The organism is Pantoea pleuroti (assembly GCF_014156615.1).
In the GTDB taxonomy this organism is placed as follows: domain Bacteria; phylum Pseudomonadota; class Gammaproteobacteria; order Enterobacterales; family Enterobacteriaceae; genus Pantoea; species Pantoea agglomerans.
Map to the genome: position 1 here is coordinate 1 of NZ_SBFD01000014.1, position 20,174 is coordinate 20,174.

The following is a 20,174-nucleotide window of genomic DNA, read 5'->3' on the forward strand; positions in this document are numbered from 1 at the left end:
CGGCCAGGGAGGGCCGATCCCCGAACGGTTCGTCGGCACGACGTCAAAGCCGAAGGTACCGCGAGAGCGGCGCGAGGACGGCCCGGCAGCAGCAGAGATGCGCTGGCACGCACTGCGGCTCGCTCGCCCATAAAAAAAGCTGCCACGTTTGACCGTGACAGCCTTTACAAATCTAATCTTAACTGACCAGCATTACCGCTGTGCGGGCCTTTCTTGTTTTATCTTTACCGCAGCGCCGGAACACTACTCTTTCTTCTCGTCGTCCTCATCCCGATCCTCTTTCACCGGTGTACTGGCGGTGAGCAGGAATGGCGACTGCTGCCAGCGGGTGCGGCGGTGGCGCAGCAGGGTGCGTGAGAGAATAATGCCGATAGCCAGCGCAAGCAGCATCATCAGACGCAGAATATTGGTGGTGTTATCGACCTGATGCGAGTCGGTGACCAGCACATGGGTATCCAGCGTCACGCGCAAAAAGCCCAGCGGACCCTCGTTTCCGGCCAGCGGCTGCACAATCTGATGGTTGAAATAGCTGCCCGCGCGCTGGCCGTCGAGCGCCAGCCGATCGCGTACATTGATGTTTTCACCGCTGTGCGCCACCAGGCTGCCGTCGCCGTCATAGACCGATGCATCCAGAATACGGCTGTTAGCCGTCATCTGATTAAGGATGGCTTCTATCTGAGTCCGGTTATTTTCACTGTTGTCCATCAACGGCTTAAGGCTGAACGCCACCTGGCTGGTCAGCGTATGCGCCAGCTCCTCGACCTGTTCAGAACGCGCCGCCTGATGACCGAGGCTGAACCAGGATGCGCCCTGCATCAGCACGACCAGCAGCGCCATCGAGATGAGAACGATCACGGTACGATGTAAGCGAAATTTCAGTGCGGTTTTAGCCATTAATCATCCGGGTCATATCACAACAGAAAGCCTGGAGATTATGTTGCCAGAAGCGGCGCAGACAAGGTAGCCTCTTGCGTGGTTTTGTTGTCCCTACAGGAGCTCTGATGCCAAATCGTTTAACCTGGTGCGATCTTCCCGCCGATGTCTCTCTCTGGCCGGGTTTGCCCCTTTCTCTTAGCGGTGATGAAGTGATGCCGCTGGATTATCGCGCTGGCCGTACCGGCTGGCTGCTGTATGGCCGCGGGCTGGATAAGCAGCGGCTGACCGATTACCAGCACCAGCTGGGTGCCGCCATGGTGATCGTCAGCGCCTGGAACGTCGATGAGTATCAGGTGATTCGTCTGGCGGGATCGCTGACGCCGTTTGCCAGCAAGCTGGCGCACGAGGCCGGACTGGATGTCGCGCCGCTGGGCAAAATCCCACATCTCAAGACGCCAGGCCTGCTGGTGATGGATATGGACTCCACCGCGATTCAGATCGAGTGCATTGATGAGATTGCAAAACTGGCGGGCTGCGGCGAGCAGGTGGCGGAAGTCACGGAACGCGCGATGCGCGGCGAACTCGACTTCACCGCCAGCCTGCGTCAGCGCGTGGCCACGCTGCAGGGGGCGGACGCCAATATTCTGAAACAGGTGCGTGATGCCCTGCCGCTGATGCCAGGCTTAACCACCCTGACGCAGAAGCTGCAGGCGCTGGGCTGGCAGGTTGCCATCGCGTCTGGCGGCTTTACCTACTACGCCGAATATCTGCGCGACAAGCTGCATCTGTCGGCGGTGGTCGCTAATGAACTCGAAATTCGCGACGGCAAACTGACCGGCAACGTGCTGGGACCGATTGTCGACGCACAATACAAAGCCGATACCCTGAAGAAGCTGGCGCAGCGTTTTGACATCGCGCCGGAACAGACGGTGGCGATCGGCGATGGTGCCAATGACCTGCTGATGATCAAAGCCTCAGCACTGGGCATTGCGTTCCATGCTAAACCTAAGGTGAATGAGCAGACTGCGGTCACCATTCGCCATGCCGATTTAATGGGGGTGTTCTGCATCCTCACCGGCAGCCTGATCCACGAAGAGCGTTAACTGAGGTATTGATTTGGCCAAAGCGGCAAAACGCGCATTTGTCTGTAACGAATGTGGCGCAGATTACCCACGCTGGCAGGGGCAGTGCAGCGCCTGTCACGCCTGGAACACCATCACTGAGGTGCGCATTGCCGCCTCGCCCGCGGCTGCGCGTAACGAGCGCCTGAGTGGCTATGCCGGCAGCGCCGGAACCAGCCGGGTGCAGAAGCTCTCTGAAATCAGTTTAGAGGCGTTACCGCGCTTCTCTACCAGCTTCAAAGAGTTTGACCGGGTGCTGGGCGGCGGGGTGGTGCCGGGCAGCGCCATTCTGATTGGCGGCAGCCCCGGCGCAGGCAAATCCACGCTGCTGCTGCAGGTGATGTGCCGGTTGTCAGAGGGCATGAAAACCCTGTATGTCACCGGTGAAGAGTCACTACAACAGGTGGCGATGCGCGCCCATCGTCTGGGATTACCTACCGAAAATGTGAATATGCTGTCGGAAACCAGCATTGAGCAGATCTGCCTGATCGCCGAACAGGAGCAGCCGCAACTGATGGTGATCGACTCGATCCAGGTGATGCACATGGCGGAGATCCAGTCATCGCCTGGCAGCGTCGCCCAGGTGCGTGAAACCGCCGCTTACCTGACGCGCTTCGCCAAAACGCGCGGTGTGGCGATCATCATGGTCGGTCACGTCACCAAAGATGGCTCCCTGGCCGGACCGAAAGTACTGGAGCACTGTATCGACTGTTCGGTACTGCTGGATGGCGATGCCGATTCCCGCTTCCGCACCCTGCGCAGTCATAAAAACCGCTTCGGCGCGGTCAATGAACTGGGTGTGTTTGCCATGACCGAGCAGGGCATGCGTGAAGTCAGCAACCCGTCAGCTATTTTCCTGTCGCGCGGCGAAGAGGTCACCTCGGGCAGTTCGGTGATGGTGCTGTGGGAAGGAACGCGACCGCTGCTGGTGGAGATTCAGGCGCTGGTCGATCACTCGATGATGGGCAATCCACGCCGCGTGGCAGTGGGTCTGGAGCAGAACCGTCTGGCGATTCTGCTGGCGGTGCTGCACCGGCACGGCGGATTGCAGATGGCGGATCAGGATGTGTTCGTTAACGTGGTCGGCGGCGTCAAAGTCACCGAAACCAGTGCAGACCTGGCGCTGATGCTGTCGATGGTGTCGAGCCTACGCGATCGTCCGTTGCCGCAGGATCTGGTGATCTTCGGCGAAGTGGGACTGGCGGGCGAAATCCGTCCGGTGCCCAGCGGTCAGGAGCGCATCGCTGAAGCGGCGAAGCATGGCTTCAAACGCGCTATTGTACCGGCAGGGAATGCACCGAAAAAACCGATTGCCGGGATGCAGGTTTTCAGCGCGAAGAAGCTGGCCGATGCGCTGGCGATTCTGGACGATCTGTAACGCGCCTGCGGCCGCCAGCGAAAAACCGCTGGCAGGCCGCTCCCACCTTAACCGCATTGATGCAGGAGGCACGACATGTCGTCGTTTGATTATCTGAAAACGGCCATTCGCCAGCAGGGCCACACGCTGCAACAGGTCGCTGATGCCAGCGGCATGACCAAAGGCTATCTGAGCCAGTTGCTCAATGCCAAAATCAAAAGCCCCAGCGCGCAAAAGCTGGAGGCGCTGCACCGTTTTCTGGGGCTGGAGTTTCCGCGCCGCGATAAAACGGTGGGCGTGGTGTTTGGTAAGTTCTATCCGCTGCACACCGGCCATATCTATCTGATTCAGCGCGCCTGTAGCCAGGTCGATGAGCTGCATATCATCATGGGCTACGACGAGCCACGTGACCGCGAGCTGTTTGAGAACAGCGCGATGTCACAACAGCCCACGGTCAGCGATCGCCTGCGCTGGCTGTTGCAGACCTTTAAGTATCAGAAAAATATCCGCATTCACGCCTTTGATGAGGAGGGGATTGAGCCCTATCCGCACGGCTGGGATGTCTGGAGTAAGGGCGTCAGCGCGTTTCTCAGCGAGCATGGTATTGCGCCGGACTGCATCTACACCAGCGAAGCGCCCGATGCGGAGATGTATCAGCAGCATCTTGGCATTCAGACCGTACTGGTCGATCCCAGCCGATCCTTTATGAGCATCAGCGGCGCGCAGATCCGTCAGGATCCGTTCCGCTTCTGGGATTATATCCCGACCGAAGTGAAACCCTTTTTTGTGCGCACCGTGGCGATCCTCGGCGGGGAATCGAGCGGTAAATCGACGCTGGTGAATAAACTCGCCAACATCTTCAACACCACCAGTGCCTGGGAATATGGCCGCGACTATGTCTTCTCCCACCTGGGCGGTGATGAAATGGCGCTGCAATATTCTGATTACGACAAGATCGCGCTGGGCCAGGCGCAGTACATCGATTTCGCGGTTAAATACGCCAATAAAGTAGCCTTTATCGACACCGACTTTGTGACCACGCAGGCGTTTTGTCTGAAGTATGAAGGGCGTGAACATCCGTTTGTGCAGGCGCTGATTGATGAATATCGCTTTGATCTGGTGATTCTGCTGGAGAACAACGTGCCGTGGGTTGCCGATGGCTTGCGCAGCCTGGGCAGTTCCGTTGATCGACGGGAGTTTCAGTCGATGCTGGTGACGATGCTGCGTGAAAACAACATCGAATTCCTGCACGTGCAGGAAGATGATTATGACACCCGGTTCCTGCGCTGCATTGAACTGGTGAAAGCGATGCTGGGCGAGAAAAACGCCCAGCCGTAGCGCATGCTGTGACCCGGTCTGCCGCAGGGCAGCCGGGTCAGCGCATTAATACACCATCACCACTTTGCCGCGCATGTGGCCTTCCAGCACGCGCTGATGGGCAGCGGTTAAGGTCTCAACGCTTAAGCCGTGCAGCGTCTCGCTCAGTGTGGTTTGCAGCTTCCCTTCATCCAGCAACGCCGAGACGGCATCCAGAATCTCACCCTGACGCGCCATATCCGGCGTGTTAAACATGCTGCGGGTGTACATCAGCTCGAAATGCAGTGCGGCACTCTTCAGCTTCAGCTGATCCATTGACAGCGGATGTTCGTTTTCCACAATGGTACAGATATGGCCCTGCGGGGCGATAAGCTTTGCCATGGTCTCCCAGTGGCCGTCGGTATCATTCAGGCAGAAGATATAGTCGACCTGCTTAATACCCTGTTTTTCCAGCTCTCCAATCATATCTTTGTAGTTGATCACCAGATCGGCGCCACGATCGCGGCACCACTGCGCGGAATCTTCACGCGAAGCGGTGGCAATGATCTTCACCTTGCTGCGCAGCTTCGCCAGCGGGATCGCCAGCGATCCGACGCCGCCTGCGCCGCCGACGATCAGCAGCGTCTGATCTTCCGTTGCTGACTCCAGGTTCAGTCGCTCAAACAATCCTTCCCAGGCGGTCAGGGCCGTCAGCGGGATCGCAGCGGACTGCGCCCAGTCCAGGCTCTCTGGCTTGTGACCGGTGATGCGTGAGTCAACCAGCTGCTCGGTGCTGTTACTGCCGGGACGGGTCAGGTCGCCCGCATAAAAAACTTTATCGCCTGGCTTAAAGTTGCTGACTTTGCTGCCCACTTCCAGCACCACACCGCTGGCATCCCAGCCGAGGATGCGAGGCTGCTGCAGGCCGTTCTTCATCGCCCCTTTGTGCACCTTGGTATCAACCGGATTGACCGACGCGGCTTTAACTTCGACCCGCAGGTCATACTCACCTGGCGCTGGGGTTTCAGGGAAAATGTCAGTGAAGTTTTCAGGACTTTCCGGATTAATTGCGATAGCGCGAATAGACATAAATTTTTCCTGTTTAGTCAGGCTGGAAGCCTGGATCTTGTGGTTGCCATTCTGGCCCTGGATAGTGCTCACATTCCGCAGGGGCTGTGCCACGCTGTTCGCGGCAGACTGGCTGATGATTCGGAACAGGCTTTAAGTGTAGAACCTGATTTTAGCGGTGATAAGATGGACAATCTTTCATAGAGTGTTCGTCTGAGGTGAACAATGGCGTTTCGTCAGTGGCAGGATATGGCACTGTTTGCGCTGGTGGCGGAGTGCGGCAGCTTTACCGGCGCGGCAGAACGCGCAGGGCTGCCAAAATCGAGCGTCAGTCAGCGCATCAGCCAGCTGGAGCAGCGGCTGGGGATTCGTCTGCTGAACCGTACCACCCGCCAGCTCAATCTGACCTTTGCCGGTGAGCGCTATCTGCTGCATTGTCAGGAGATGATGCAGGCCAGTGAACGCGCCGATCAGGCGATCGCCAGCCTGCGCGAAAACCCCAGCGGGCGTCTGCGCATCACCAGCCCGGCGGGGATTGGTGCCACGCTGCTGGCGCGCTGTAACGCGGCGTTTTTACGTCTCTATCCCGATGTGACGCTGGATGTCTCGATCTCCGATGAGATGCGTGATCTGGTGCAGGAGGGCTTTGATGTGGCGCTGCGCACCGGTCAGCCGCAGGAGTCCTCGCTGATTGGCCGCCGGATAGGCAACTGCCCGCGACTGCTGGTCGCTTCACAGCGCTATCTTGATCAGCATCCGCCGCTGGTTCATCCACAGCAGTTGTCGGCCCACCGCTGTATTGCGCATCGCGCCTGGAATGAATGGGTGTTGCAGCGCGATGACGAGTTCTATCGCTGGCTGCTGCCGCCGGGCCATCTCACCGACAATTTGCTCTATGCGCGCGAATCTGCGTTGGGCGATGCGGGCATTACGCTGCTGCCGCACTTTCTGACCGATGGGGCGATGGCGGATCCCCGGCTGGTGCCGGTACTGCCGGAATGGGAAATCGAGGGGAATGAGCTCTGGCTGGTCTATCCGGGCCGTAAACTGAATTCACCTGCGCTGGCGCGGTTTATTGAGTTCGCGCTGCAGTCACCGGTGTTCAGGGAGTTTTATCGCTGACCGGCACAATGTGGCGCAGGAAGAGCGCCGCCATTTTTTCCGGGCCACTCTGATAACCCGCGATATTTGCCGCTAACCAGTCGCTGGGGCTCACGCCTTCCCAGTTCACCTGATAGCCTGCATGAAGAATGATATGTTCGAACAGAATGCGTAATGCCCGACCGTTTCCTTCCCGAAAGGGATGCAGAATATTGAACTCGCAGTAATACCAGGAAACCTGATGACAAAAAGCTTCATGGTCAGCCTGCTCCAGCCATCTTTCGCACGCCAGTTTTGCAAATAATTTCTCCGCTTCACGCAGAATACAAGCGGGCTGGCAAAAGCGGGTCTCTCCTTTGCTGATAGAGATATCGCGTATCTGGCCCGCCCAGCTATAAAGCTCGTTAAACAGGCAGTAATGAATGTGACACAGTGACTGGAGGGTAAAAGGAGGATGAGAGAGCTTAATGTGGTGAATTGTCAGCGCGGTAACATCACGCTCAGCCTGATCCAGCAGTGTTTGTTCGCGGATATCATAACGATTGATCAGCACATCGGAATCGGGATAACAGTAGTGATCTCGCCAGACAAGATAACGATTCACGTTGGCTTCCTGTTACTGCTTATAGCGGCGCCGAACCTGTTCCAGGGTCGATAATTCAGCATCTGCTGAAATACGTATCCCCTCCAGCAGGGAACTTGCGGCAAAGTTTGCGACTTTAGTGGCTTCATAAATCGCTTCAGCTTTTTTAGCCACTGGCCGCTCAGCTTTTTTCTTCATTGCGTTCAGCCCTTAAAACGTCACTGGTGAAGCAGGAGGAGGCCTGAGCCTCCCCCTGACATCGTTACTTCGTCATACGCTTGTACTTGATGCGCTTCGGCTCCAGCGCTTCGGCGCCGAGAGTACGCTTCTTGTACTCTTCATATTCGGTAAAGTTACCTTCGAAGAATTCGATGTTGCCCTCATCCTGATAATCCAGAATGTGCGTGGCGATACGGTCCAGGAACCAGCGGTCATGCGAGATCACCATGGCACAACCCGGGAACTCCAGCAGGGCGTTTTCCAGCGCGCGCAGGGTTTCAATGTCCAGGTCGTTGGTTGGTTCATCGAGCAGCAGCATGTTGCCGCCAACCTGCAGCAGCTTCGCGAGATGCAGACGACCACGCTCACCACCCGACAGTTCGCCTACGCGTTTGCCCTGATCGACACCTTTAAAGTTAAAGCGGCCGACATAGGCGCGGCTTGGCATCTCGGTGTTACCGATGCGCATGATGTCCTGACCGCCGGAAACCTCTTCCCACACGGTTTTGGCGTTATCCATGCTGTCGCGGAACTGATCCACGGACGCCAGCTTCACGGTTTCACCCAGTACAATCTCGCCCGAATCAGGTTGTTCCTGACCAGACATCATGCGGAACAGCGTCGATTTACCCGCGCCGTTCGGACCGATAATGCCGACAATCGCGCCTTTCGGGACCGAGAACGAAAGATCGTCAATCAGCACACGGTCGCCATAGGACTTACGCAGATTGCTGACTTCCAGCACTTTGTCACCCAGACGGGCACCTGGCGGAATGAACAGTTCGTTGGTTTCGTTACGTTTCTGATAGTCGGTGTTGTTCAGCTCTTCAAAGCGTGCCAGACGGGCTTTGCCTTTAGACTGCTGGCCTTTTGGCCCTTTGCGCACCCACTCCAGCTCTTTCTCAATCGACTTACGACGAGCGGCTTCAGAAGAGGCTTCCTGCGCCAGACGCGCATCTTTCTGCTCCAGCCAGGAGGAGTAGTTACCTTCCCACGGAATCCCTTCACCGCGGTCAAGTTCCAGAATCCAGCCTGCAACGTTATCCAGGAAGTAACGGTCATGCGTAATCGCGACGACGGTGCCTTCGAAGTCGTGCAGGAAGCGCTCCAGCCAGGCGACAGATTCGGCGTCCAGGTGGTTCGTCGGTTCGTCCAGCAGCAGCATGTCTGGTTTTTCCAGCAGCAGGCGGCAGAGGGCGACGCGACGACGTTCACCACCGGAAAGGGTGGCGATTTTCGCGTCCCAGTCAGGCAGGCGCAGCGCATCGGCAGCACGTTCCAGCTGGGTATTCAGGTTGTGACCATCGTGAGCCTGGATGATCTCTTCCAGACGGCCCTGTTCAGCGGCCAGTTTGTCGAAGTCTGCATCTTCTTCAGCATAGAGCGCATAGACTTCGTCGAGACGCTTCAGTGCGCCAACGACTTCTGACAGCGCTTCTTCTACCGACTCACGCACGGTGTGTTCAAGGTTAAGCTGCGGTTCCTGCGGCAGGTAGCCAATCTTGAGGCCTGGCTGCGGACGCGCTTCCCCTTCGATATCTTTATCGATGCCGGCCATGATGCGCAGCAGGGTAGATTTACCCGCGCCGTTCAGGCCGAGTACGCCAATTTTTGCGCCAGGGAAGAAGCTGAGCGAGATGTTTTTCAGGATATGTCGCTTCGGCGGAACCACTTTGCCGACGCGATGCATGCTATAGACGAATTGAGCCACGTTGGTTTGAGCCTCTGGGTCTGTTGGTCGTTGGAATGATGTCGAAGTTTAGCCTTTTTCACCGTTTAATCCCAGCCGGGGGGCGGCGAATATTAGCGTGGCGGAGCCGATGCCGGGCGATGCCAGGCATAACTGACTGATTTCCACACTCAATCGCTGACAGAGTCAGGAGAGGATGTCAGAAAGAGGCGTCAGGGCAGACGCAGCGGGATCGCCTGCTGGGCCAGCCAGTTTTGCAACGCCTGATCGGGCGCGCTGTCACTCACCAGCAGATCAAAACGCTGCAGCTCGGCGATGCGGGCAGGCAGCACCTTGCCATATTTACTGCTGTCAGCCACCAGCACCGATTTTCGGGCGCGCAGCATGGCGTGATGCTTCATCATCAGCTCATTGGTGTTGTAGCAGGTCGCGCCCTGATCTTTGTCGATGCCTGCCGCGGAGATAAAGGCCAGCGTCGGGCAGAGATCGTCAAGGATGGTATGCACGCCAATCGGCGTAAACAGGGCGTTGTCGGCATGAAATTCACCGCCGCTGAGAATCACGTTACAGGCCGGTTTCTCTTTCAGCGTCAGAAAGGTATTCATGGCGCAGCAGATGGCAGTAAACGACAGGGTGTCGGGAATCGCATCCACGATGTAGGGCAGGGTGGTGCCGCAGTCAAAAAAGACCGTATCGTTCTCGTTGATCAGGCTGGCGGCCGCCTGTGCCAGTCGCTGCTTTCTGGCGGCATTCTGGCCATGCTGGTCGCTGACAAAATAGTGGCTGGCATGACTTTTCGGATCGCTGACGATATAGCCGCCCAGCAGGACCACGCTGGAGCCCGGCTCGGTTAAATCGCGGCGAACCGTCATCTCTGAGACGCCAAGCAGCTGGGCCGCATCTTTCAGATGCAGTTTGTCGGTGCGTTTCAGCGCCTGCGTCAGCTTGTGAATGCGTTCGTCGCGCCGGGTTTCCATGGTCATCTCTCTGTTCCCTATCCTGCAGTGCGGAGGAAAGACGCCGGGATCGACGTCAATACGCTACAAACCTCACAGATTTGAATGAGTTGCGTCTCATCCGCCAGGCTGGCAGTCAATCTTACCCGCAATCCGTGAGGGCCGCAAACCTCCGCCATGCTGTCAGCGCGTGGTGATATCGGTACGTCACCGCGGGCGGTTGTGGCTTTCACCATCCGCGTTCAATGATGTTAGATTGTTATAATAATAACACTGAAAGTCCCATTGCATGCCGTTATTCGCCCATCACCACCGTGTCAGGATGTGGTTTTTGTCACATATTTAACCTTTAAGAATTGTTATTGTTACTTTAATAACATTTTAAGTTTAAAAAACATCCGGGAGAAAAGGTCATGACAATTGCGGTCATCGGCTCAAACATGGTCGATCTGATTACCTATACCAACAGCCTGCCGAAAGCGGGTGAAACCCTTGAAGCGCCCGACTTTGCCATTGGCTGCGGCGGTAAAGGGGCCAACCAGGCGGTCGCGGCGGCAAAAATGGGCGGCAACGTGATGATGGTCAGCAAGGTCGGTGACGATCTCTTTGCTCCGAACACCGTTGCAAACCTTCAACAGCAGGGCGTGGACACGCGCTTCGTCACCACGGCGGCGGGCACCTCCAGCGGCGTGGCACCGATTTTTGTCGATGACCAGTCGCAGAACCGCATTCTGATTATCAAGGGCGCAAACCAGCAGCTGAAACCGGCCGATATCGACGACGCGGCAGAGGCGCTGAAAGCCTGCCAGCTGATCATTCTGCAGCTGGAGATCCCGCTGGAGACGGTCTATTACGCCATCGATTTTGCCCGCCAGCATCAGATCAAAGTGATCCTTAATCCGGCGCCGGCCGTCGCCACGCTTGATATTGATTACGCCTGCAAATGCGACTTCTTTATGCCCAACGAAACCGAGCTGGAGATCCTAACCGGCCTGCCGGTCAGCAGCGATGAAGAGGTGATCGTCGCCGGACAGTCGCTGCTGAAGCGCGGCCTTAAAAATCTGATCATCACCCTGGGCAGCCGGGGATCGGTCTGGATGAGCGGCGAAGAGGTCCATCGCGTGGCTGCCACACCGGTTCAGGCGGTCGACACCAGCGGCGCGGGCGATGCCTTTATCGGCTGCTTTGCTTATCTGCTGGTGAAAACCGGTGATGTGGCCGCCGCCATGACCCAGGCGTCTGCCTATGCCGCCTGCAGCGTCACCGGGCGCGGCACCCAGCGCGCCTATCCCGACGCAGAGAGTTTCCAGCGTTTTCTCAACCGTAACTGAGGTTCTGCCATGCAACAGAAAATTGTTCAGCAATCTGATGGCTATCTGAATAAAACGCCGCTGTTCCAGTTCATTCTGCTGTCGTGCCTCTTTCCGCTCTGGGGCTGTGCGGCGAGTCTTAACGATATCCTGATCACCCAGTTTAAAAGCGTATTTGCCCTGAGCGACTTTGCCAGTGCGCTGGTGCAGAGTGCCTTTTATGGCGGCTATTTTCTGATTGCGATCCCCGCGTCGCTGGTGATCCGCAAGACCAGTTACAAGATGGCGATCATGATCGGCCTGGCGCTCTACATTGCCGGCTGTATCGCCTTCTATCCCGCCTCGCACATGGCGACCTACACCATGTTCCTGGCGGCGATATTTGCCATCGCCATCGGCCTGAGTTTCCTGGAAACCGCCGCCAACACTTACAGTTCGATGATTGGCCATCGTGATCACGCCACGCTGCGCCTCAACGTCAGTCAGACCTTCTATCCGATCGGGGCGCTGATGGGGATCGTGCTGGGCAAATATCTGGTGTTTCAGGAGGGTGAAAGCCTGGAGAGTCAGATGGCGACTATGACGGCAGAGCAGGCACATGCGTTCCGCCTGACGATGCTGGAACACACGCTGGAGCCCTACAAATATCTGGTGATGGTGCTGGTGGTGGTGATGCTGCTGTTTATGTTCACCCGCTATCCGCGCTGTAAACCCGAAAGCAGCGAGAGATCGCGCCCTTCGCTGGGCGAGACGTTCCGCTATCTGGCTGGCAACCGACACTTTAAACGTGGAATTGTGACCCAGTTTCTCTATGTCGGCATGCAGGTCGCGGTCTGGTCGTTTACCATTCGTCTGGCGCTGACGCTGGGGGCAACTAATGAACGTCACGCCTCGAACTTTATGATCTACAGCTTCATCTGCTTCTTTATCGGCAAGTTCGTGGCGAACTTCCTGATGACCCGTTTCCGCGCCGGGAAGGTGCTGATTGCCTATTCGGTGCTGGGCGTGCTGACGCTGGCTTATGTGATGCTGGTGCCGAACTTTACCGCCGTCTACGCCGCCGTCTTTGTCAGCGTGCTGTTTGGTCCCTGCTGGGCGACGATCTACGCGGGAACGCTGGCGAAGGTCGATAATAAATACACCGAAGTCGCGGGCGCGTTTATCGTGATGGCGATTGTCGGTGCGGCCTTTGTCCCGGCGCTGCAGGGCCTGGTTTCGGACTCACTGGGTTCAATGCAGCTGGCATTTGGCGTCTCGCTGCTCTGTTTCGCCTGGGTCGGATTCTACTTCTATGGCGAACTGCGCCATAAAAAACAGCCGGTTGCGACCGGTCGTCTGGCGGAGGAGTTACCATGAAAACCCGTTTACCCTTAGCGCGTGAACAGTTTCACACCACACCCTGGGTGCTGCTGGAGAGCGATGATTTCCGGGTTGAGCTGTTTCGCTATCCGGCGGGCATTGAGGCGGTACGCATTCATAACCGGCGCGGCAACGTGACCGTGCTGCCGTTTCTCGGGCAGATGATCTGGGACGCAGAGTTCGACGATCATAACCTGACCATGGGCCACAGTTTTAAGCAGCCGCTGCCCGCAAATTCGATCATCGACACCTATGGCTGTTTCGCGTTTCATGCAGGGCTGCTGGCCAACGGCTGTCCCGCACCAGAGGACGATCATCCGCTGCATGGTGAGATGGCCTGCGCCCGTATGGACAGCGCCTGGCTGGTGCTGGAGGATCAGACGCTGTCGCTGGAAGGGGAGTGTGAATATGTCAAAGGCTTCGGCCATCACTACCTGGCCGCACCCGCCGTCCGCATCGCGGCCGACCAGCCTCGGCTGACGATCGAGATGACGGTCACTAATCTGGCTGGCGCGCCGATGCCGCTGCAGTATATGTGTCACCTCAACAGTGCGTGGATCGATCAGGGCCGCTTTCGGCAGTCGATCCCCGAACAGGCATTCCAGCTGCGTCGCTCGATCCCGGCGCATCTGCGACCAACGCCCGCCTGGCGGGATTACACCGATCGGCTGGCGCGCGACCCGCAGGCGTTACAGCAGCTCGATCAGCCGCAGCTCTGCGATCCGGAGATCGTCTTTTTCGCGGACGATCTGCCGCAGTATGGCGATGAGGTGCAGTTTGAGCTGCATGCGCCGCAGGGCTATGCGCTGATGACGCGCTTCTCTACCGCGCAGTTCCCGCATGCCACTCGCTGGCTGCTGCACAACCACGATCAGCAGGTGGCGGCCTATATTCTGCCCGCCACCTGCCGGCCAGAGGGCTTTCTTGCCGCGCAGCAGGCTGGCACGCTGATCACCCTGGCGCACGGTGAACAGCGCCACTTTTCTGTCGAGACCGGCTTACTCTGAGCCGGATTTAAATCGCCACCAGGCCGCGCACACCCTCTGCTTCCATGGTGTCGCCGCGGCCACGCTGCACAATTTCTCCGCGCGACATCACCAGATAGCTGTCCGCCAGCTCCGCCGCGAAGTCATAAAACTGCTCTACCAGCAGGATCGCCATATCTCCCCGCTGTGCCAGCTGGCGGATCACCGCGCCGATCTCTTTGATCACCGAAGGCTGGATCCCTTCGGTCGGCTCATCAAGGATCAACAGCTGGGGCCGACAGGCCAGCGCCCGGCCAATCGCCAGCTGCTGCTGCTGACCGCCAGAGAGGTCGCCGCCCCGGCGTGACTTCATCGCCAGCAGCACCGGAAAGAGCTGGTAGATCTCCTCCGGCACTTCACGCGCCTGGGCAGCCGGAAAGCGTGACAGCCCCATCAGCAGATTCTCTTCCACCGTCAGACGCGGAAAGATTTCCCGCCCCTGGGGCACCCAGGCGATGCCAGCCTGCACCCGCTGGTGCGGCTTGCGGCCATTCATGCGCTGCTGCTGCCAGTGAATCTCGCCCGATTTCGCCGGGATCAGCCCCATCAGGCATTTCAGCAGCGTGGTCTTCCCAACGCCATTGCGCCCCAGCAGACAGGTAATTTCGCCAATCTTTACCTCAAACGACAGGCCCCGCAGAATATGACTGCCGCCATAATATTGATTCAGTTCAGTAACCTGTAACATTTCAGCGCCCCAGATAAACGTCGATAACCTGCTCATTGGCCTGCACGTCACGCAGCGAACCCTCAGCCAGCACCTGACCCTGATGCAGCACCGTCACGTGGTCGGCAATGGTTTCGACAAAGCCCATATCATGCTCCACCACCATCAGCGAATGCTTGCCCGCCAGGCTGCGGAACAGCTCGGCGGTGTAGTCCGTTTCGGCATCGGTCATGCCCGCGGCCGGTTCATCCAGCAGCAGCAGATGCGGCTCCTGCACCAGCAGCATGCCGATCTCCAGAAACTGCTTCTGGCCATGCGACAGCAGGCCCGCGCGACGCTGGCGTTCGCCGCCCAGCCGCAGCAGTTTCAGCACCTCATCAATGCGATCACGCTGTTCGCCGCTGAGGCGGGCGCGCAGGCTGGCCCAGACCGATTTATCGGCTTTGAGCGCGATCTCCAGATTTTCGAACACGGTTAACGCCTCAAACACCGTGGGCTTCTGGAACTTGCGGCCGATCCCGGCGCGGGCGATCTCCACCGGTGAGAGACGGGTCAGATCGCTGTCCTGGTCGTAGATCACCCGGCCGGTATCGGGCCGGGTTTTGCCGGTGATCACATCCATCAGCGTGGTTTTGCCCGCGCCGTTGGGGCCGATCACGCAGCGCAGTTCCCCGACGCCAATCTGCAGCGAAAGATCGGTCAGCGCCCGGAAGCCTTCAAACGACACGCTGATCTTCTCCAGTTGCAGCACCGGATCGCGCTGCACCCGATGGCGATCCGCCAGCTGAGTTTGGGTAAACAGGACATCACTCATTTTTTCCTCCGGCGCAACAGGCCAATCACGCCGTGCGGCAGAAACAGCGTGACCAGGATAAACATCAGCCCCAGGAAAAAGAGCCAGTATTCGGGAAAGGCGACGGTGAAGAAGCTGCGTGCGCCGTTAACAATCGCCGCGCCCAGCAGCGGGCCAATCAGCGTGCCGCGTCCGCCCAGCGCCACCCAGATCGCCGCTTCAATCGAGTTGGCCGGTGACATCTCGCCCGGATTGATAATGCCGACCTGCGGCACATAGAGCGCCCCGGCCAGGCCGCACAGCACGGCGGAGAGCGTCCAGACAAACAGCTTGAAACCGCGCGGGTCGTAACCACAGAACATCAGGCGGTTCTCCGCATCCCGCACCGCAGTCAGCACCCGGCCAAATTTGCTGCGCGCCAGGGCGAAGCCGATCGCCAGGCTCAGCAGCAGCAGCAGCACCGTGGCGATAAACAGCCCGATACGGGTGGGGGTTGCCGTCACCGAAAAGCCGAGCAGGGTGGTAAAGCCGGTAAAGCCATTGTTGCCGCCAAAACCGGTTTCGTTACGGAAGAACAGCAGCATCCCGGCGTAGGTCAGCGCCTGGGTCATGATGGAGAAGTAGACGCCTTTGATCTTCGAGCGAAAGGCAAAAAAGCCAAAAATCAGCGCCAGCAGGCCCGGCACCAGCATGCTCAGGCAGAGCGCCCAGACGAAATAGTCGGTGCCGGTCCAGAACCAGGGCAGTTCACGCCAGGAGAGAAAGGACATAAAGGCGGGTAAACCCTCGCCTGCGGCCTGGCGCATCAGATACATGCCCATGGCATATCCACCCAGGGCGAAAAAGAGGCCGTGGCCCAGCGACAGCAATCCGGCGTAGCCCCACACCAGATCCAGCGCCACCGCGACCACCGCGTAGCAGAGGATTTTGCCGACCAGCGTCAGGGTATAGGTGGAGATCGCCAGCGGATGCGTGGCGGGCAGCAGCGCCAGAAACGGCATCACCAGGAGCGCCACGGTAATTGCCAGGCCAATGCTGATGGTCAGGCGCGGCGCGGTGCGCGCCACGCGAAGCGTGATGGGTTGCGTCATCAGTCAGTCACCCTTCCTTTTACCGCAAACAGCCCCTGCGGACGTTTCTGAATAAACAGCACGATAATCACCAGAATCAGGATCTTGCCCAGCACGGCGCCAATCTGCGGCTCCAGCACTTTGTTGATAATGCCCAGGCTGAACGCGGCAACCACGGTGCCCGCCAGCTGGCCGACGCCACCCAGCACCACCACCAGGAACGAGTCGATAATGTAGCCCTGGCCCAGCTCCGGTCCGACGTTACCGAGCTGCGATAGCGCCACGCCGCCCAGCCCGGCAATCCCCGAGCCAAGGCCAAAAGCCAGCATATCGACGCGACCAGTCGGCACGCCGCAGCAATCCGCCATGGCGCGGTTCTGGGTCACGGCGCGCACGTTCATGCCAAGGCGGGTCCGGTTCAGCAGCAGCCAGGTGAGCGCCAGCACAAACACCACAAACAGGATCACCGCGATGCGGTTCCACGGCAGCACCAGATTGGGCAGCAGCTGCAAGCCACCCGAAAGCCACGCCGGATTCGCCACCTCCAGGTTTTGTGCCCCGAACAGCACCCGCACCAGCTGGATCAGCATCAGGCTGATCCCCCAGGTGGCGAGCAGCGTCTCCAGCGGACGGCCATAGAGATGGCGGATCACCGTGCGTTCCAGCGCCATGCCGATGGCGGCGGTAACCAGAAAGGCGACCGGCAGCGCCAGCAGCGGATACCAGGCTAAATAGTGCGGCGCAAACTGCTGAAACAGGCTCTGTACCCACCAGGTGGCGTAAGCGCCGAGCATCAGCATTTCACCGTGCGCCATGTTGATCACCCCGAGCAGGCCATAGGTGATCGCCAGGCCCAGCGCGGCCAGCAGCAGGATGGAACCCAGCGACAGGCCGCTGAAGGCCTGCCCCAGCAGATCGCCCCACATCAGCCGTTTCTGAATCTGTTGCAGACTTTCCGCCGCGGCGGCCCGCACCGTGGCGTCCGGTTCATTCGCGGGCTGAGTCAGGCGTTGCAGGCTGGCCTGCGTATTGGGATCGCTGGACTCACCCAGCAGTTTCACCGCCCGCAGACGCACCATCGGCTCGCCATCTGCCAGTTGCAGGTTCGCCAGCGCCAGCGCCAGTGCGGCATGGACCCGGCTGTCCTGCTCGGCGGCAAAACGCTGCTCCAGCAGCGGCAGCTGGTCGGCAACGCCCTCACTTTGCAGCTGCTGCGCTGCGCGCAGACGCAGGGTCGTATCAGTGCTGACAAGCTGGTGGGCGGCCAGCGCATTGTTAACCAGCACGCGCAGACGATTGTTCATAAACAGCTTTTTCAGGTTTCCCGTGGGCTGCGCTACCGCATCCAGCGGCTGCAGCGTGGATCCCTGCTGGCTGAACGGCTGTTTATTCTGGTCGATGACCACCGTTTCGGCATGCAGCGCTTCCAGCAGCGGCAGGCGAGGACTATCCGGTGCGGCGGCCCACTGTTGCAGCAGCGTGGCCTGCTGACTGCGGCTGGCGGCGGCAAAGTCAGCCGCCGTTCCGGCACTGGCCAACAGCGGCAGCAGCAGCAGCAGGCTGAAAAAGCAGCGACATAGATTCATAAAAGGAGCCTCGTCAGGGGAGGGCAGCACGGCCGGGTGCCGTGCTGCCGCTTCACAGCGGGTGACGCTGCGTATCTATCAGCAACCCGCGATTACTGTGCGGTTTTCACCGGGTGATCGGGTTTTTTGTCGTTACCGGCAATGTACGGGCTCCACGGCTGCGCACGTACCGGCTGATCGGTCTGCCACACCACGCTGAACTGGCCGTTCTCTTCCACTTCGCCAATCATGACCGGCTTATGCAGATGATGGTTGGTCTGATCCATGGTCAGGGTAAAGCCATCCGGCGCTTTAAAGGTCTGACCGGCCATCGCCGCCCGCACTTTGTCCACATCCGTGGTGCCCGCTTTTTCCACCGCCTGCGCCCACATATGAATGCCAACATAGGTCGCTTCCATCGGGTCGTTGGTGACGACGGTGGCGGCGTTCGGCAGGTTATGTGCTTTGGCATATGCGCGGTAGTCGGCGACAAACTTCGCGTTGGTCGGATTATCGATCGACTCGAAATAGTTCCAGGCGGCTAACTGACCCACCAGCGGTTTGGTATCGATGCCGCGCAGCTCCTCTTCGCCCACCGAGAAGGCGACCACCGGAATGTCAGTGGCTTTGATCCCCTGGTTCGCCAGCTCTTTGTAGAACGGCACGTTGGAGTCGCCGTTGATCGTGGAAACCACTGCCGTTTTGCCGCCAGCCGCAAACTTTTTGATGTTGGAGACAATGGTCTGGTAGTCGCTGTAACCAAACGGCGTGTAGACCTCTTCGATATCTTTATCCGCCACGCCTTTGCTGTGCAGGAAGGCGCGCAGGATCTTGTTGGTAGTACGCGGATAGACATAGTCGGTGCCGAGCAGGAAGAAGCGTTTCGCGCTGCCGCCATCTTCGCTCATGAGATACTCCACAGCCGGAATCGCCTGCTGGTTAGGCGCAGCGCCGGTATAGAAGACGTTGGGGGACATCTCTTCCCCTTCATACTGCACCGGGTAGAACAGCAGGCCGTTCAGCTCTTCAAATACCGGCAGCACCGATTTGCGCGACACCGAGGTCCAGCAGCCAAACACCACCGCCGCCTTATCCTGAGTCAGCAGCTGCCGCGCCTTCTCGGCAAACAGCGGCCAGTTAGAGGCGGGATCGACCACCACCGGCTCCAGCTTTTTCCCCAGCACGCCCCCTTTGGCGTTGATCTCATCGATGGTCATCAGCGCCACATCCTTCAGCGGCGTTTCTGAAATCGCCATAGTGCCGGAGAGCGAATGCATGATCCCCACTTTGATGGTGTCAGCCGCCTGCGCACTCCAGGCGAACCCCATGCTGACAACGGTGGCGGAGAGGGCGAAAGCCTTGATCAACGAACGTCTTTTCATCATCTGAAACCCCTGAGTAGTTGTTGTGTTATTCGGTGAGCTGGAGCCGGGCCTGCTGAAGGCGGTGCAGCGTGATCTTTCTGACCTCCGCCTTACTCACGGCGATGTGATCGGTCAGGATGCGTTGCGCCTCGGCGGTCTGCTGCTGAAAAATCGCCTGTAAAATCTGTGCATGTTCCTGCCAGGTGGCAAAGATGCGATCGTCACGAGTGAAGTCGAGCCGGCGGATAATGCGGATCTTCTCGGTGAGTTCGGCGTGAATGCGTGCCATCTCCGGATTACCTGCTGCTGCCACCAGCGTCATGTGAAACGCTTCGTCATGCTGCGACACCACCAGCCCTTCGGTAAGCGGCTCCGCCTCGCACCAGAACTGGTTCAGTTCGTTTAACAGCGCGGCACACTGCGGCGCAGGCAGGGCGCAGAGGCGTTTGACCGCCTCGCACTCCAGCACGGTGCGCAGGTCATACAGCGATTCGAACCAGGCGAAATCGAAGTTCTTAATCTGCCAGCCGCTGCGAAACCAGACTTCGACAAAGCCTTCGCGTTCCAGCCGGAACAGCGCCTGACGGACCGGGGTGCGGCTGACCGCCATCCGTCCGGCGATTTCGCTTTCGCTGAAGCGATCGCCGGGCATCAGGCGAAAGGCGAAGATATCGTCCTTCAGCGCCTGATAAACCCGTTCCGCCAGCGCTTCCGGGCGGGCTTTAGGGGAGTGGGGTTGCGTTGTCATTACCGC

The 20,174-nt window shown here is 58.7% G+C and carries 19 protein-coding genes; 7 read left to right on the forward strand and 12 right to left on the reverse strand.

The features are described 5' to 3' along the window. Positions 1-243: 243 nt before the first annotated feature. The gene (locus EPG66_RS21375) at positions 244-894 is read right to left on the reverse strand and encodes a YtjB family periplasmic protein (protein WP_010253606.1); all 651 of its coding nucleotides are present in this window, start codon (positions 892-894) and stop codon (positions 244-246) included. A 107-nt stretch (positions 895-1,001) separates the two neighbouring features. Between EPG66_RS21375 and serB the strand changes: the two genes are divergently transcribed. The 3 genes from serB (at position 1,002) to nadR (ending at position 4,692) form a co-directional block, all read left to right on the forward strand. Further along, positions 1,002-1,979, forward strand: a complete 978-nt coding sequence (gene serB / locus EPG66_RS21380; RefSeq protein WP_031593286.1) for a phosphoserine phosphatase — start codon at positions 1,002-1,004, stop codon at positions 1,977-1,979. A gap of 13 nt (positions 1,980-1,992) precedes the next feature. Further along, positions 1,993-3,375, forward strand: a complete 1,383-nt coding sequence (gene radA / locus EPG66_RS21385) for a DNA repair protein RadA (protein WP_031593287.1) — start codon at positions 1,993-1,995, stop codon at positions 3,373-3,375. Positions 3,376-3,450: 75 nt separating this feature from the next. Next, on the forward strand, positions 3,451-4,692 hold the full coding sequence (gene nadR, locus EPG66_RS21390; protein ID WP_010253612.1) for a multifunctional transcriptional regulator/nicotinamide-nucleotide adenylyltransferase/ribosylnicotinamide kinase NadR: 1,242 nt from the start codon (positions 3,451-3,453) through the stop codon (positions 4,690-4,692). Positions 4,693-4,737: 45 nt separating this feature from the next. Here the strand turns inward: nadR and EPG66_RS21395 are convergent, their stop codons facing one another. Next, the gene (locus EPG66_RS21395) at positions 4,738-5,739 is read right to left on the reverse strand and encodes a zinc-binding alcohol dehydrogenase family protein (RefSeq protein WP_182688045.1); all 1,002 of its coding nucleotides are present in this window, start codon (positions 5,737-5,739) and stop codon (positions 4,738-4,740) included. Positions 5,740-5,943: 204 nt separating this feature from the next. Between EPG66_RS21395 and EPG66_RS21400 the strand changes: the two genes are divergently transcribed. Next, positions 5,944-6,840 (forward strand): LysR family transcriptional regulator, encoded by an 897-nt coding sequence (locus EPG66_RS21400; protein ID WP_010253616.1) that lies wholly within the window; start codon positions 5,944-5,946, stop codon positions 6,838-6,840. On the opposite strand, the gene EPG66_RS21405 is transcribed toward EPG66_RS21400, so the two are convergent. The 4 genes from EPG66_RS21405 to deoR form a co-directional block, all read right to left on the reverse strand. Beyond that, positions 6,821-7,423, reverse strand: coding sequence for a Fic family protein (locus EPG66_RS21405; protein ID WP_182688047.1), 603 nt, complete (start codon positions 7,421-7,423; stop codon positions 6,821-6,823). The two genes, EPG66_RS21400 and EPG66_RS21405, sit on opposite strands and share 20 nt — an antisense overlap. A gap of 12 nt (positions 7,424-7,435) precedes the next feature. Further along, positions 7,436-7,600, reverse strand: coding sequence for a YhfG family protein (locus tag EPG66_RS21410; protein WP_109652447.1), 165 nt, complete (start codon positions 7,598-7,600; stop codon positions 7,436-7,438). Between the two features lie 64 nt (positions 7,601-7,664). Further along, entirely contained in the window at positions 7,665-9,332 is a 1,668-nt protein-coding gene (gene ettA / locus EPG66_RS21415; protein WP_031593292.1) for an energy-dependent translational throttle protein EttA, read from the reverse strand. 191 nt (positions 9,333-9,523) lie between these two features. Further along, positions 9,524-10,288: a DNA-binding transcriptional repressor DeoR gene (gene deoR, locus EPG66_RS21420; protein ID WP_010253621.1), complete on the reverse strand. Its 765-nt coding sequence runs from the start codon at positions 10,286-10,288 to the stop codon at positions 9,524-9,526. Between the two features lie 392 nt (positions 10,289-10,680). Here deoR and rbsK point away from each other — a divergent pair, with 392 nt between their 5' ends. Genes rbsK through EPG66_RS21435 form a run of 3 tightly spaced genes read left to right on the forward strand, consistent with a single transcriptional unit; the run spans position 10,681 to position 13,943 of the window. Further along, positions 10,681-11,598, forward strand: a complete 918-nt coding sequence (gene rbsK / locus EPG66_RS21425; RefSeq protein WP_182688049.1) for a ribokinase — start codon at positions 10,681-10,683, stop codon at positions 11,596-11,598. Between the two features lie 9 nt (positions 11,599-11,607). Continuing rightward, a complete protein-coding gene (gene fucP / locus EPG66_RS21430) occupies positions 11,608-12,933 on the forward strand; it encodes an L-fucose:H+ symporter permease (RefSeq protein WP_182688051.1) in 1,326 nt (441 codons plus the stop codon). Continuing rightward, positions 12,930-13,943 (forward strand): aldose 1-epimerase family protein, encoded by a 1,014-nt coding sequence (locus tag EPG66_RS21435; RefSeq protein WP_182688053.1) that lies wholly within the window; start codon positions 12,930-12,932, stop codon positions 13,941-13,943. Before fucP ends, EPG66_RS21435 begins: the two co-directional genes overlap by 4 nt. A 7-nt stretch (positions 13,944-13,950) precedes the next feature. On the opposite strand, the gene urtE is transcribed toward EPG66_RS21435, so the two are convergent. From urtE to EPG66_RS21465, 6 genes are all read right to left on the reverse strand, one after another. Beyond that, positions 13,951-14,649: an urea ABC transporter ATP-binding subunit UrtE gene (urtE, locus tag EPG66_RS21440; RefSeq protein WP_010253632.1), complete on the reverse strand. Its 699-nt coding sequence runs from the start codon at positions 14,647-14,649 to the stop codon at positions 13,951-13,953. 1 nt (position 14,650) lies between these two features. Then, complete coding sequence (gene urtD / locus EPG66_RS21445) at positions 14,651-15,442, reverse strand: urea ABC transporter ATP-binding protein UrtD (protein ID WP_163638379.1); 792 nt, start codon at positions 15,440-15,442, stop codon at positions 14,651-14,653. Beyond that, entirely contained in the window at positions 15,439-16,512 is a 1,074-nt protein-coding gene (gene urtC, locus EPG66_RS21450; protein WP_033769609.1) for an urea ABC transporter permease subunit UrtC, read from the reverse strand. The genes urtD and urtC overlap by 4 nt, the downstream gene beginning before the upstream one ends. Further along, on the reverse strand, positions 16,512-18,077 hold the full coding sequence (gene urtB / locus EPG66_RS21455; protein ID WP_083070572.1) for an urea ABC transporter permease subunit UrtB: 1,566 nt from the start codon (positions 18,075-18,077) through the stop codon (positions 16,512-16,514). Before urtB ends, urtC begins: the two co-directional genes overlap by 1 nt. Positions 18,078-18,169: 92 nt before the next feature. Next, a complete protein-coding gene (gene urtA, locus EPG66_RS21460) occupies positions 18,170-19,438 on the reverse strand; it encodes an urea ABC transporter substrate-binding protein (RefSeq protein WP_031292851.1) in 1,269 nt (422 codons plus the stop codon). Between the two features lie 28 nt (positions 19,439-19,466). Then, positions 19,467-20,168, reverse strand: a complete 702-nt coding sequence (locus tag EPG66_RS21465) for a GntR family transcriptional regulator (RefSeq protein WP_031593301.1) — start codon at positions 20,166-20,168, stop codon at positions 19,467-19,469. Positions 20,169-20,174: the final 6 nt, after the last annotated feature.

Bases quoted from the DNA above. Each gene is read 5' to 3' on its own strand.
- EPG66_RS21375 (WP_010253606.1), bottom strand. From the start codon at position 894: ATGGCTAAAACCGCACTGAAATTTCGCTTACATCGTACCGTGATCGTT.
- serB (WP_031593286.1), top strand. From the start codon at position 1,002: ATGCCAAATCGTTTAACCTGGTGCGATCTTCCCGCCGATGTCTCTCTC.
- nadR (WP_010253612.1), top strand. From the start codon at position 3,451: ATGTCGTCGTTTGATTATCTGAAAACGGCCATTCGCCAGCAGGGCCAC.
- EPG66_RS21395 (WP_182688045.1), bottom strand. From the start codon at position 5,739: ATGTCTATTCGCGCTATCGCAATTAATCCGGAAAGTCCTGAAAACTTC.
- EPG66_RS21400 (WP_010253616.1), top strand. From the start codon at position 5,944: ATGGCGTTTCGTCAGTGGCAGGATATGGCACTGTTTGCGCTGGTGGCG.
- EPG66_RS21410 (WP_109652447.1), bottom strand. From the start codon at position 7,600: ATGAAGAAAAAAGCTGAGCGGCCAGTGGCTAAAAAAGCTGAAGCGATT.
- deoR (WP_010253621.1), bottom strand. From the start codon at position 10,288: ATGGAAACCCGGCGCGACGAACGCATTCACAAGCTGACGCAGGCGCTG.
- rbsK (WP_182688049.1), top strand. From the start codon at position 10,681: ATGACAATTGCGGTCATCGGCTCAAACATGGTCGATCTGATTACCTAT.
- fucP (WP_182688051.1), top strand. From the start codon at position 11,608: ATGCAACAGAAAATTGTTCAGCAATCTGATGGCTATCTGAATAAAACG.
- EPG66_RS21435 (WP_182688053.1), top strand. From the start codon at position 12,930: ATGAAAACCCGTTTACCCTTAGCGCGTGAACAGTTTCACACCACACCC.
- urtE (WP_010253632.1), bottom strand. From the start codon at position 14,649: ATGTTACAGGTTACTGAACTGAATCAATATTATGGCGGCAGTCATATT.
- urtD (WP_163638379.1), bottom strand. From the start codon at position 15,442: ATGAGTGATGTCCTGTTTACCCAAACTCAGCTGGCGGATCGCCATCGG.
- urtC (WP_033769609.1), bottom strand. From the start codon at position 16,512: ATGACGCAACCCATCACGCTTCGCGTGGCGCGCACCGCGCCGCGCCTG.
- urtB (WP_083070572.1), bottom strand. From the start codon at position 18,077: ATGAATCTATGTCGCTGCTTTTTCAGCCTGCTGCTGCTGCTGCCGCTG.
- urtA (WP_031292851.1), bottom strand. From the start codon at position 19,438: ATGAAAAGACGTTCGTTGATCAAGGCTTTCGCCCTCTCCGCCACCGTT.
- EPG66_RS21465 (WP_031593301.1), bottom strand. From the start codon at position 20,168: ATGACAACGCAACCCCACTCCCCTAAAGCCCGCCCGGAAGCGCTGGCG.